We start from the raw sequence: 12,928 nt of genomic DNA, 5'->3' as shown, positions 1-12,928 counted from the left end.
ATAATATGAATATATTAACATATAAAAATATGATCATTTTAAAACTAATGTTGACCCTATTATTGGCTATGGGAATACAATTCGCTTTTGGTCAAAAAGTGCTAACACTTTCACTTGCAGAAGCGACAGAATTAGCCGAAAGAAACAATTGGGAAATCCAAAAGGTGGAACAAAGTATGGGAATAGCTACCGCAAATTTAAAGGCTGCAAATTCAGTATTTCTCCCAAGTATCAACCTGTCCGAAACATATATAACCACTTCAGACCCGTTGGCAGCCTTTGGTTTTAAACTACAGCAAAAAAATGTTTCAGCAGAGGATTTTAATCCAACACTTATGAACGATCCAGGTACCATTAACAACTTTAAAACCAGAATATATGCCGAGCAACCCATAATAAATCCTGATGGTATTTCTGCACGAAAAGCGGCATCTATCGGAGTACATGCAGCAGAACTTAATATAAAGTGGTCTAAACGCATGGCAAACCTTCAGGCTAAAAACCTCTATTTCATATTGCATCTGTCATATGAAAAAAAGAAAGTATTGGAAAGTTCGCTAAAAGCAACACTTGAAAATTACAAGGTTGCCAATGATTTGTATGAACAAGATATGCTCCACAAAGCAGATCTTTTATCTGCTAAAATGAGGCTGACTGAAATTGAAAGCGACATCATCGCAATCGACAACCAGATAAGTGATATCAACTCCAGCTTTACACATTTCCTTCACCTTGATGAAGGAGTAACGATTCATCCTATAGATTCCATTTCAAATATCGAATTGGAAAACACATTGTTGGAAACAACTGAAATACCCATGAGTCGTGCGGATCTTCAAGCAAAATACCTACAAACGCAAGCCAGTGACCAAATGGTCAAATCGTCCAAAGGATCAATGTTGCCAAGGTTAAACGCATTTGGAAGCTACGAATGGAACGATACAGGTTTTTTTGGTGCCAATGCAAACAACTACCTGCTGGGGGCAAAATTAGAATGGGACATCTTTAAAGGAGGAAAAAACCTAGCCAAAATCCAGAAAGCCGTTTATCAGAAAAAACTGGCGGATATAGACTATGAAGAAGGACTGTCAGCCAGTAAGCGAGAATTGAGCAAAGTTCGATCCGGCCTTACCTTGGCAAAAAAACAGATTGATTTAGCCGTTATGGCAACTCAACACGCAGAAGAGGCCTACCGGGTAAGGAAAGATCGGTTTAAAGAAGGAATGGAACAGACCTCTGATCTTTTACAAGCTCAATCAAATCTGCAGTCAAGAAAAATAAGCCACTTACAAAGTATAAACACTTACCAGCAATTGATTTTCAAATTGGAATTGCTGCTAGACAAGGAAATAACTATTAAAAAAAAATAATGGGATAAAAGATTATGAAAAAGTTAAAAATATCAATTTGGATACTCACAATAGTTTTAGGATTATCTTCCTGCAAGCCTGGTGAAAACAAAGAAGAGGTAGTAAATCCACTTAAAGTAATGGTTCAAAAGGTCGCTCCGTTTGAAAAAAGTGGTCAGTTCCAGTTTCCAGGAAAAGTAAAAGCTGACGATAAATTGACATTGAGTACCAAGGTAATTGGACAGGTGGAGCAAGTTTATGTGGACAATGGAGAAACGGTGAAAAAGGGACAATTGCTTTTAAAAATAAGAAGCAATGACATCTCATCACAATTAGACGCTGCAAAGGCTTCCCTTACAGAAGCTGAGGCTGCACTGAGCAATACACAAAAGAATTATGAACGCATCAAAAGGCTTTATGATAAAGGCAGTGCCACACAAAAGGAATTTGATGACATTAGTACGGCGCAGGAAATAGGCAAGGCAAGAACCGAATCTGTAAATCAGTCAATCAAAGAAATCAATGAACTTTTGAGATATACGAACCTTAAATCTCCAATCAATGGATTTGTTTCTCAAAAATTTGTCAACAAAGGAACAATGGCTACTCCGGGCAACCCATTGATTATGTTAGAATCATTGGATAACCTGAAAATTGAAATCACAGTGCCAGAATTCGAAATTGGCTTATTCAATCAAGGTGATTCTGTTCAAATAGAAATCAATGATATTGGCAAAAAGCCTCTAGAAGGATTTGTAGAATATATAGTTCCTTCTACTTCATTCTCAGGGACACAATATCGAGTAATTGTTCAATTAAAAGAAAACAATAAAGACCTGAAACCGGGAATGTTTGCACGGGTGAACTTGTTAAAAAATACAGAACGAAAAATAATTGTACCTCAGCATGCCCTATTTCAAAGAGGGCAATTGTCCGGCATTTATACAGTAAACCAACAAGGAGAAGCCATGTTGCGATGGATAAGATTGGGAAAAGAATATCCGGAAGGTGTGGAAGTGCTTTCAGGTCTCGAAGCAGGTGAACAATTCATTCTGTCTTCTGAATCGAAATTAACAGATGGCGCAAAAGTTGAAATAACCAAGAGTATATAACCATGAGTGGAATAGCAGGAAATATTGCCAGACAATTCATTAATTCTAAACTTACCCCTCTTTTAATGGTGGCTTTTATGGCCGTAGGTATCTACAGTGCCACATTGACACCAAAAGAAGAAGAGCCGCAGATAGACGTGCCCATTGCTGATATTTTTATCAAATATCCCGGGGCGAGTGCCGTAGAAATAGAATCCAGAGTTGTAAAACCAATGGAAGCATATCTATCCAATATACAAGGTGTAGAATATGTTTATTCACAATCTATGGAAGGTATGGCCTTCATTGTAGTGAGGTATTACGTAGGGGAAGACATAGAACGCAGCATAGTAAAGTTGTACAACGAAGTGCGAAAAAACATGGATAAAGCTCCAATTGGAGTAAGTTTCCCTTTGATCAAAACCCGATCAATTGATGATGTACCGGCATTGGGGCTTACCCTGTGGAGTGAAACACACAGCGACTTTGAGTTGAAAAGACTTGCAGAGGAACTTACATTGGAAATAGAAAAAGTTGAGGAAGTAAGTGAAACTAAAATCTATGGTGGAAGAAGCAGACAGGTGCAAATACTTCTTGATCAGGAGAAAATGGCAGCCTACGGCTTAGATCCCAATATAATCCAAAATACCATTTTGGAAGCTAATCAGCAAGTTCAGGCTGGCTCGTTAAAAAACAACGATAAGGAATTTCTTATTGAAACAGGAAATTTCCTAAAAAATGCAGAGGAAATAAAAAATTTGGTGGTAGGAGTTGTTAATTCAACACCATTATACCTGAGACAAGTGTCCACCATAGTGGATGGCCCACAAATACCATCGGAATATGTTGCTTTTGGGTACAGTAAACGAGAAGCTAAAGAAACAGGGAATCCTGAAGGTGAATTTCCTGCAGTGACAATATCTGTAGCTAAAAGAAAGGGTGCTGATGCCATGAATGTAGCAGACACTATTTTGAGAAAAATAGAAATGCTGCGAAAGGATCTGATACCCTCAGATGTGAAAATTGAGGTGACAAGAAATTATGGTGAGACTGCATCACATAAAGTAAAGGAATTATTGATCCATTTGGCATCAGCAATATTCGCAGTAACCATAGTGGTTGCACTCTCTATGGGATGGAGAGGTGGATTGGTTGTGTTTCTTTCGGTACCAGTCACTTTTGCTTTGACTTTGTTTGTTTATTACCTGTTCGGATACACATTGAACCGTATCACCTTATTTGCTCTTGTGTTTGTAACGGGTATAGTTGTCGATGATTCTATCATCATAGCAGAAAACATGCACCGGCATTTTAAAATGAAAAAGATGCCGTTCTTACAAGCAGCCATAGCGTCGATTAATGAAGTTGGAAACCCTACAATTCTTGCCACTTTCACGGTAATAGCTGCAGTACTCCCTATGATATTCGTATCAGGGTTGATGGGGCCATACATGAGCCCCATGCCTATAGGTGCCTCTTTGGCTATGTTTTTCTCTCTTTTGGTAGCTCTGATAATCACACCTTATCTGGCTTATTATTTATTGCAGAATGATAAAAGTCACGATAAAGAATTTGTATTGGAAGAAACCTGGATATACAGGACTTATAATCGGTTAATGCAGCCTATGCTGAAATCAACCTGGAAACGATGGACATTTATAGGTTCCATTACTGTACTTCTTTTTGCTTCATTCACATTATTGTACTTTAAATTGGTAGCGGTAAAAATGTTGCCTTTCGACAACAAAAATGAATTCCAGGTAGTGATAGACATGCCTGAAGGCACCACATTGGAACGTACATCGGTGGTTGCTAAAGAGATTGCGGCTTACTTAAAAAAACAGCCTGAAATCACTCAATACCAAACTTACGTAGGCACTTCTTCACCCATTAATTTTAACGGGTTGGTTCGTCACTATGATTTAAGAAAATCCGGAAACATGGCCGACATCCAGGTCAATTTATTACCTAAAAAAGAAAGGTCTGAACAAAGCCATGATATAGCCAAAAGGTTGAGGCCTGACATTCAGAATATTGCCAAAAAATACAATGCCAATGTCAAAGTAGTGGAAGTTCCACCAGGCCCTCCGGTGATCTCCACAATTATTGCAGAAATCTATGGAAATAGTCCGGAAGGTCAGGAAAAAGTTGCGAAGCAAGTAATGAAAATACTTTCTGAAGTAGATGATGTTGTGGATGTTGACTGGATGGTTGAAGACGATCAGGTGGAATACAATTTTGAGGTAGATAAAGAGCGGGCAATGTTGGCTCATGTATCTCCACAACAGGTTGCCGGAGTGCTCCAAACATCTCTGGAAGGATCAACTGTATCCTATTTGCACAATGATGTGGAAGTGTCCCCTACTCCCATCAATTTAAGGCTCAAAGAGTCCACTAGGGCTACAGTGCATGACCTGAAAAAAATTCATGTTAAATCACAGAAAGGTGACATGGTAGCACTAGGAGATATTATAAAAGTAGAAAAAGGCCTTCATGATAAAAGTATTTTCAGGAAAAACCAGAAAAGGGTAACCTATGTTACCGCCGATGTGGCTGGTAAACTTGAAAGTCCGGTATATGCCATATTGGATGCTTCAGAACGCCTTGGAGAAATTGAAATCCCATCTGGCTATGAACTTAAAGAATACTATACAGCTCAGCCTTTTATGGAACAGGACTTTAGTGTAAAATGGGACGGGGAATGGCAAATCACTTATGAAGTCTTCAGAGACCTTGGTGGTGCATTTGCTGTTGTACTGGTAATCATTTATTTATTGATCATTGGATGGTTTCAGGACTTCAAAGTGCCTTTTGTCATGATGGTGGCTATTCCACTTTCGCTTGTTGGCATCTTGGTCGGTCACTGGATTTTTGGGGCATTCTTTACTGCCACCTCCATGATAGGAATGATTGCACTGGCAGGAATAATGGTTCGCAACTCTATTCTCTTGATTGACTTTATCAACCTGAGATTGAAAGATGGAATACCGATTGGACAAGCTGTAATAGAAGCAGGTGCTGTGCGTACCACGCCAATATTGCTCACAGCTGGCACTGTGGTTATCGGTGCAATAGTCATTCTTTTTGATCCTATTTTTCAAGGCCTGGCCATTTCGCTTATGGGCGGATCTATTGCTTCCACATTTCTTACATTGATCATCGTACCGCTAATCTATTATATGACAGAAAGAAAAAAATATGAACCAGTAGTAGAAATACTTGAGCTCATTACTGATAACAAAGAAGGTAATGCTCCGGAACAACCAGAAACCGATGAAGTATAGACTGTTTTAACTTTTGAACATTTAACATCTAAAAAAATGAAATTGATCATAGTATTAGGCATTAAAGAAATCCAGGGAGAACTGAACAAAGTCTTCAAGGAGATGAAAATCCCAATATTCAGTAAAGTAGATATTGAAGGATTTAAAACAGAAGAAAACGTGGCAGATATGTCCAACTGGTTTGGAAATCACAAAGAGTCTGATTTTTCAGTAATGTTTTTCACTTTTGTACACACAAAAGATGCGGACGCTATTTTGAAAGATATTAATAAACTGAATTTAAGCAAGAACAGAATCAGGCCATTTCACGCTTTCCAAATGCCTGTTGAAAAATTTGTTTAATCTAAATATATAATAAAATGAGAGAGAGAATAATAAGAGGTGCTGCCGGCAGCATGGTCTTAATCGGACTGGCTTTGGGATATTTTGTAAATGAATATTGGTACATACTCACAGCATTTGTAGGTATCAATCTATTTCAATCTTCTCTGAGCAGATGGTGTTTGTTGGATGACATCCTCAGAAAAAGCGGAGTTGAAAAATAGCATTATTCAATGTTTACCCAAACGACTTCCCTGCGTAATGATTAACGCAGGGATTTTTGGTATTCAACCTCTTTATAGAAAATAAAGGAGTATTTTAATGAGCATCATAGGAAACTTCATCAGCCCCGTGGGTCAACCTTTTCAGTGGTTTCAACAGCAGGATCACCAAAATTCCGAAAAATGCACAAAACACCAGTATGCCAGTAAATATCTCAAACTCTCCTGCTTGCTGAGAAAATTCACCAATTAACCCGGCTACTTTGTTTCCCAAGCCGGTTGCTGCCCAAAAAACACCCATCATGATAGAAACGTATTTAACAGGTGCTACTTTCGTGATAAATGAAAGTGCTACGGGAAATGTACATAACTCCCCTACGGTATGTAGAAAATAAGCCAGTACCAACCATAACATTGCGGAACTCCCACTGGCTGAATATTCCAATGAAGCCATAGACATAAATCCGAATCCCAAACCAGTGATTATTACTCCAACTGCCATTCTAAATATAGAAGAATATTCCTTTCCTATTTTTTGCCACCAAATCCAAAAGGATGCAATAGCGGTTCCTAATGTGATAATGAAAAATGCATTGATAGATTGAAACCATGCCGAAGGTACTTCAAAATTCAAAAATTCTATCATGCGATTTGTTTTCTGCTGAGTGTACAGGTTCATCAATCCACCAGCCTGCTCAAAAGCACCTAAGAATACAATGACGATCAAAAAAGATAAAAGCAAAACAGAAAATTTGTCCTTTTCTACTTCATCTATATCATTATAGATCATGGTCATAAAGCCAAATACCCATGAAAGGAATATTCCGAGCAACGAATAGGCATATTTTTCAATGCCGGATGCGTAAGTCATTGCTAAGAAAACACTTAGTACCATCAAAATCAGTGTAATTCCAAGTTGCTTCGGGCTTTTCATCAAATTGGAAAGCAATTCCCCAAAGCTTGTTGTTTCAGAATCTTCTTTAGTACTAATAGCAGGAGCTTCCCCTATCCCTTTTAAGTACTTTCCTCCCCACATAAATACTATTTGCCCCAGAATCATTCCTAATCCTGCCAAACCAAATCCATAATGCCAACCATATTTTACAGCCATATACCCAGTGGCCAATGATCCAAAAAAAGCACCGATATTGATGCCAATATAGAATATGTAAAATCCTTTATCACGCCTGGAATCTCCCTGCTTATAAAGTCCACCTACCATGGAAGAAATGTTTGCTTTAAGCCCACCAACTCCTACTATAATAAATGCCAAACCTGTAAAAAAAGCCCATTGCGCATCAACAGCTAAAATTGAATGACCAATCACTAAAAGTAAGCCTCCAATCATTACCGATTTCTTTTGACCGATATATTTATCGGCCAAGATTCCTCCGGGAATTGAAGAAAGATAAACAAGCATTGTGTACCAACCATAAAATGCCAAAGTTCGCTCATTGTCCCAACCATATCCGGGATTAATACCAACCAGTGGAGCTGCTACAAATAATGCCAATAGGGCACGCATTCCATAATAACTGAAACGTTCCCATATCTCCACCATAAATAAAATGTAGAGCCCTTTGGGATGCCCGAATAATTCTTCTCTTTCTTCCATGTTCTATCTAAAGGTTAATGTTTAAATGTTGTGGTTTCAATGTTTTGTTTAGGGGTTAACCAACTGGCAAAATAAGAAGAATATATCAAATACATAAAAATTGGTTGTTTAAATACATAAATGGTCAAAGAACCTTACAAAATAATGGGCAAAAATGATGTTGAATGTAAAGGGATTCAGTTTATAGGCAATTTGTTTGATCAGATATTTATGTTAAAATCTGAGCCGTGTGGTCTTTGGTTTTTACCTTCTCAATAATCTCTTCCAGGATTCCTTTTTCATCGATGATAAAGGTGGTACGCACCGTTCCCATATATTTTCGTCCATACATAGATTTTTCAGCCCATGTTCCAAACTGTTCATGGATTGATTTGTCTGTATCAGCTATCAACCGAAAAGGAAGCTCATATTTTTCAATGAATTTTTTATGAGATTTTTCACTATCAGAACTTATTCCTACTACTTCATAACCCAATTCCAAAAGTCGGTTATAGTTGTCTCTCAAATCGCAAGATTCTGCTGTACACCCCGGAGTATTGTCTTTGGGATAAAAGTACAACACTAGTTTCTTACCCTGAAAATCTGTCAATTTAATTGGTTTTCCATCCTGATCTACTCCTTCAAATTCTGGAGCCTTATCTCCTGCTTTCAATTTCATATTATTGTTTTTATTTAAATTCAAAAAATCATGCGCACTTGACACATTTGTTGGCATGTGGCATGAGCATTATTCTACCAATCGGGATATTTCCTTTACATTTTATGCATATTCCAAAATCGGGTGTGTCTAACTTTTCTAAAGCTATTTTCAGGTTTTTGAGCTTCTCCTTAGATTTTAAAAGTGATGCATCATTGATTGTTTTATTGTTGATGGCATCCATCCTACTGATCCGTCCTATGGCATTTTCAGGTGAAACAGGTTGAGTCAATTCTATTAAATCTCTAATACTTCTTTCGGTCTTTAGGATTTCTTCCTCAATTTTCAATCTTATCTCATCCTTATTTAATTCCATTCGATCAGTTCAACTGCAAGTTTGATTTAGTTAAAATTCCAGACATCTACAGGGGATGCTGTCCTGTTGGATAGTAGTGCAACCAATTCTTCAACAATTTCGGGATGTTCGCTGGCAATATCGTTCTGTTCTGAAGGATCAGTACTTAGGTTATATAGTTCTGATGGCTTTGGATTTTTGGTTTTGACATCATACAACACTACTTTCCAGTTGTCTTTTCTTATAGCTCGTCTCCCACCTCTTTCGTGAAATTCCCAATACATATAGTCATGCTCTGGCTGTTCTTTTCCTAAAAGAGTGGGTAAAAATGAGATTCCATCAATTTTAGTAGCTGGCTTGGTTTCGGCGATATCTGCTAAGGTTGGCAGTACATCCCAAAATGCTGAAATGTGATCATTCTTCGTTCCTGCTTTGATTTTTCCCGGCCATTGGACTACAAAAGGTACTCGAATACCACCCTCATATAAGTCTCTCTTATAACCTCTGTAAATAGAATTACTGTCAAAGTAATCCGGATCAGCTCCGCCTTCCTGATGAGGCCCATTATCGGAAGAAAACATAATAATAGTATTTTTCTCTAATCCTAATTCTTTCACCTTAGCTACTATTTCTCCTACTTGCTCGTCCAGCAGTGTGATCATACCTGCAAATGCCGCATGAGAATCTGACTGTGAACCATAACCACCTGTTTTATATCTATTGCAACCTGGGTCGCATCCCTTATAATTTTTCTCAGGCACAAGTTTTCCTCTAAAATCAGTCATGTAGCTTTCAGGCACTTTGAGTTCAGCATGAGGAATAATACTTGGCACATAAGCAAAAAAGGGTTTGTTTTTATTTTTCTCAATAAACTCCAATGTCTTTTGGTGGATGAGATTGGGAGCATAAGTACCTTCATTTTCTCCTTCATTTTCAGCAAGAATTACCTTTTTATCATTATCCCAGAGGTGGAAAGGATAGTAATTATGTCCTATTCTCTGGCAATTATAGCCATAGAATGTATCAAACCCCTGACGATTGGGATCTCCTTCAGACCCTGGATAACCCAATCCCCATTTACCAAAAGCCCCGGTAGCATAACCCTTTTCTTTTAGCATCTCAGCTACGGTAACAAAACTGGTTGGCATAGGATGCTGCCCTTCAGGTTTCACTTCTTTATTGCCTCTGATGGCAGTGTGCCCGGTATGAAGGCCTGTCATCAAAGTACTTCGAGATGGAGCACACACTGTAGATCCGGAATAATGTTGGGTGAAAAGCATTCCATTTTCGGCCAGCAAATCAATATTTGGTGTGCTGAATTTTGTCTGTCCCAAACAGCTCAAATCGCCATAGCCCAGGTCGTCTGCCAATATGTATATAATGTTTGGCAAATCGGATGTTTCAACCTGTGGTTTCTTTGGCTCTTTGCACCCCAGTACTAATAGAACTGCCAGAGCTAATAAAATTGTACTTCTGTATTGCATACTTTTTAAATGGTTAATATTTAGCCAAAATAAGGAATTAGGATTATTTATGAGAAGGTATTGCCAATGTTATTCCGAGAAAGATGATTTTTTACACTAAAAACAAAAAACCGAAGAAGATAACTCCCCCGGTTTTTTCGTGATCTATCTATTTTAGTAGAAATCAATACTTTGCCATATCAGGATCAATTTTATCAGCCCACGCCAAAATACCACCAGCAAGGTTGTACAAGTTGTCCAGATCGTACTGCTCAAGAATTTTAATGGCTGTAGCACTCCTTGCACCACTCCTGCAATGAACCACAACTTTTACATCGGTTCGTATTTTATCAACATTGTCTTCAACAGTGTTTAAAGGAATTAGTTCTCCACCCAAACTCGCTATTTCATTCTCATACTCTTCTCTTACATCTATCAATTGAAAGTCTTCTCCACTGTCCTGAAGTGCTTTCAGTTCTTCTACAGATATTTCTTTTACCATTTCTTCTTGTTTTGATTCTCCAAAGCCACAAAAATATTCATAATCAATCAATTTTTCTATCTTAGGAGTGTCAGGATTTTTTCTAATTTTCATTACTCTGGTATCAAAAGCAAGGGCATCAAACAAAAATAGTCTTCCTGATAAAGGTTCTCCTATTCCGGTAATTACTTTGATCACTTCATTGGCTTGCAGAGAACCGATAATACCGGGAAGCACTCCCAAAACCCCGCCTTCTGCACAACTCGGCACCATTCCGGGAGGTGGTGGAGTAGGAAAAATATCTCTGTAATTAGGGCCAAATTCACCCTTGTCATCCTGATAGTTAAAAACCGAAACTTGCCCCTCAAACCTAAAAATGGAAGCATAAATATTAGTTTTACCTAATATCACACAAGCGTCATTTACGAGGTACCTGGTCGGGAAATTGTCTGTGCCATCTGCAACTATATCATATTTCTTAATGATATCAAGTGCATTGTCAGAAGTCAGTTTGGCATTGTAGGTAGTAAAATTGATATGCGGATTTAAACCTTCAAGTCTTGCTTTTGCTGCTTCTACTTTTGATTTCCCTACATCCTCTACTGAGAAAAGCACCTGACGTTGCAAATTGGATTCATCCACTACATCAAAGTCTATGAGGCCGATGTTGCCAACTCCGGCAGCTACTAAATACAGCAACAAAGGACTTCCTAACCCTCCTGTTCCAACTACCAATATTTTAGCTTCTTTGAGCTTCGTTTGCCCTTCAATGTTAAACTCAGGGATGATCAAATGACGACTGTAGCGCTCTAGTTCTTGTTTGGAAAAAGTAGTTTCAGACATATTGTAAATTTAAATTGATCAGCATGCATTGCAATGCTTACTTACAATTTCTTTAATACTATATTGGAAATCGACGTACCGATCGCCAGAGAAGAAGTGGCTGCTGGAGATGGAGCATTGCATACATTTACAAAATGTTCATTCTCCTGAATACTAAAATCATCCAATAGTCCGCCGTTTCTATCACATGCCTGTGCACGTACTCCTGCCCCACCCGGTTCCAAATCTGATTCTTTGATTTCCGGAATCAGCTTTTGCAATGCTTTGGTAAAAGCAGCTTTTGAAAAGGATCTATACATTTCACCAAAACCTGTTTTCCAATATTTCATGGCCACCTTTTGAAATCCGGGCCAGGTCAATGTTTCGAACAGTTCTGCCAGATTGATGTCTGATTTTTTATATCCTTCACGCTGAAACGCCAAGACCGCATTTGGTCCTGCTTCTACTCCACCTTTCATCATTCGGGTAAAATGAACTCCCAAAAACGGGAAATTGGGATCAGGTACGGGATATATCAGGTTTTTTACCAAATGTTCACTTCCCTCCTTCAACTTATAATATTCTCCTCTAAATGGAATGATCTTAAGGTCAGATTTTGCTGGTGTCAGGTTAGCCACTTTATCAGAATATAACCCTGCACAGTTCACTACCAAGGTAGTTTGATGTTCTCCAGAGGCAGTGATAACAGTTCGGCAAGTAGAGTCTGATTCTATTTTTATAACTTGTTGATTATATACTATTTCGCAACCCGACTGAAGAAGTTTTTCTTCAAGCTTCTTTGTTACTTGTTTGTAGTCGATAATACCCGTTTGTGGTACATGTATGCCTTTGAGTCCCGCTACATGGGGTTCACATTCTTTGAGTTCATCAGAAGAAATGTATTTTAGATTTTGAAGTCCATTTTGCACACCTCTTTCATAAAGGGTATCCAAAAGCGGTAATTCATGTTGTTCGGTTGCGACTACTATTTTGCCACACAAGTCAAAATCAACTCCCTCTTCCTGACAAAACGCTATCATTTGATTATAGCCTTCAATGCAATTTCTGGCTTTCAGGCTTCCGGGTTTGTAATACAGGCCTGAATGAATGACTCCACTGTTATGACCAGTTTGATGGACAGCAGGTTCTTTTTCCTTTTCAATTATGAGGATCTCGGTATTAGGTGCATTGGATTTGATTTTCCATGCAGTAGCCAACCCTACTATTCCTGCACCAATTATGATTACATCTTTCGCCATTGATATGCCTTTTTTTCAATGTGCGAATAT

The 12,928-nt window shown here is 38.3% G+C and carries 11 protein-coding genes; 5 read left to right on the top strand and 6 right to left on the bottom strand.

All coding sequences use genetic code 11. From position 1 onward, the window contains the following. Positions 1-29 precede the first annotated feature (29 nt). From AAOP42_RS21950 to AAOP42_RS21930, 5 genes are read left to right on the top strand one after another with little or no spacing between them, the layout of a single operon-like run. Positions 30-1,370, top strand: a complete 1,341-nt coding sequence (locus tag AAOP42_RS21950) for a TolC family protein (protein ID WP_349530740.1) — start codon at positions 30-32, stop codon at positions 1,368-1,370. 14 nt (positions 1,371-1,384) lie between these two features. Next, positions 1,385-2,461, top strand: coding sequence for an efflux RND transporter periplasmic adaptor subunit (locus AAOP42_RS21945; protein ID WP_349530739.1), 1,077 nt, complete (start codon positions 1,385-1,387; stop codon positions 2,459-2,461). 2 nt (positions 2,462-2,463) lie between these two features. Next, a complete protein-coding gene (locus AAOP42_RS21940) occupies positions 2,464-5,724 on the top strand; it encodes an efflux RND transporter permease subunit (protein WP_349530738.1) in 3,261 nt (1,086 codons plus the stop codon). Between the two features lie 36 nt (positions 5,725-5,760). After that, the gene (locus tag AAOP42_RS21935; protein WP_349530737.1) at positions 5,761-6,066 is read left to right on the top strand and encodes a hypothetical protein; all 306 of its coding nucleotides are present in this window, start codon (positions 5,761-5,763) and stop codon (positions 6,064-6,066) included. 17 nt (positions 6,067-6,083) lie between these two features. Next, positions 6,084-6,269: a YgaP family membrane protein gene (locus AAOP42_RS21930; RefSeq protein WP_349530736.1), complete on the top strand. Its 186-nt coding sequence runs from the start codon at positions 6,084-6,086 to the stop codon at positions 6,267-6,269. A 94-nt stretch (positions 6,270-6,363) separates the two neighbouring features. Here the strand turns inward: AAOP42_RS21930 and AAOP42_RS21925 are convergent, their stop codons facing one another. The 6 genes from AAOP42_RS21925 to lhgD all read right to left on the bottom strand — a co-directional run bounded on the left by AAOP42_RS21925 (position 6,364) and on the right by lhgD (position 12,898). Then, positions 6,364-7,881, bottom strand: a complete 1,518-nt coding sequence (locus AAOP42_RS21925; protein ID WP_349530735.1) for a peptide MFS transporter — start codon at positions 7,879-7,881, stop codon at positions 6,364-6,366. 208 nt (positions 7,882-8,089) lie between these two features. Next, positions 8,090-8,539 carry a thioredoxin-dependent thiol peroxidase gene (bcp, locus tag AAOP42_RS21920; protein ID WP_349530734.1) on the bottom strand — a complete coding sequence of 150 codons (450 nt, stop codon included), beginning with the start codon at positions 8,537-8,539 and terminating at the stop codon, positions 8,090-8,092. A 28-nt stretch (positions 8,540-8,567) separates the two neighbouring features. Beyond that, positions 8,568-8,894, bottom strand: a complete 327-nt coding sequence (locus AAOP42_RS21915) for a TraR/DksA family transcriptional regulator (RefSeq protein ID WP_349530733.1) — start codon at positions 8,892-8,894, stop codon at positions 8,568-8,570. Between the two features lie 26 nt (positions 8,895-8,920). Continuing rightward, positions 8,921-10,357, bottom strand: coding sequence for an arylsulfatase (locus tag AAOP42_RS21910; protein WP_349530732.1), 1,437 nt, complete (start codon positions 10,355-10,357; stop codon positions 8,921-8,923). 163 nt (positions 10,358-10,520) lie between these two features. Further along, on the bottom strand, positions 10,521-11,660 hold the full coding sequence (gene moeB, locus AAOP42_RS21905) for a molybdopterin-synthase adenylyltransferase MoeB (protein ID WP_349530731.1): 1,140 nt from the start codon (positions 11,658-11,660) through the stop codon (positions 10,521-10,523). Positions 11,661-11,701: 41 nt separating this feature from the next. After that, on the bottom strand, positions 11,702-12,898 hold the full coding sequence (gene lhgD / locus AAOP42_RS21900; RefSeq protein WP_349530730.1) for an L-2-hydroxyglutarate dehydrogenase: 1,197 nt from the start codon (positions 12,896-12,898) through the stop codon (positions 11,702-11,704). Between the last annotated feature and the right edge of the window lie 30 nt (positions 12,899-12,928).

Origin of the sequence: Reichenbachiella sp. MALMAid0571, from assembly GCF_040151475.1 — a bacterium.
Taxonomy (GTDB): domain Bacteria; phylum Bacteroidota; class Bacteroidia; order Cytophagales; family Cyclobacteriaceae; genus CAXBNB01.
The sequence above is the reverse complement of the archived record's forward strand: the minus strand, read 5'-3'. Positions and strand labels throughout refer to the sequence as shown.

Coding starts and splice junctions, on each gene's coding strand:
- AAOP42_RS21935 (WP_349530737.1), top strand. CDS start 5,761: ATGAAATTGATCATAGTATTAGGCATTAAAGAAATCCAGGGAGAACTG.
- AAOP42_RS21915 (WP_349530733.1), bottom strand. CDS start 8,894: ATGGAATTAAATAAGGATGAGATAAGATTGAAAATTGAGGAAGAAATC.
- AAOP42_RS21925 (WP_349530735.1), bottom strand. CDS start 7,881: ATGGAAGAAAGAGAAGAATTATTCGGGCATCCCAAAGGGCTCTACATT.
- bcp (WP_349530734.1), bottom strand. CDS start 8,539: ATGAAATTGAAAGCAGGAGATAAGGCTCCAGAATTTGAAGGAGTAGAT.
- lhgD (WP_349530730.1), bottom strand. CDS start 12,898: ATGGCGAAAGATGTAATCATAATTGGTGCAGGAATAGTAGGGTTGGCT.
- AAOP42_RS21910 (WP_349530732.1), bottom strand. CDS start 10,357: ATGCAATACAGAAGTACAATTTTATTAGCTCTGGCAGTTCTATTAGTA.
- AAOP42_RS21930 (WP_349530736.1), top strand. CDS start 6,084: ATGAGAGAGAGAATAATAAGAGGTGCTGCCGGCAGCATGGTCTTAATC.
- AAOP42_RS21940 (WP_349530738.1), top strand. CDS start 2,464: ATGAGTGGAATAGCAGGAAATATTGCCAGACAATTCATTAATTCTAAA.
- AAOP42_RS21945 (WP_349530739.1), top strand. CDS start 1,385: ATGAAAAAGTTAAAAATATCAATTTGGATACTCACAATAGTTTTAGGA.
- moeB (WP_349530731.1), bottom strand. CDS start 11,660: ATGTCTGAAACTACTTTTTCCAAACAAGAACTAGAGCGCTACAGTCGT.
- AAOP42_RS21950 (WP_349530740.1), top strand. CDS start 30: ATGATCATTTTAAAACTAATGTTGACCCTATTATTGGCTATGGGAATA.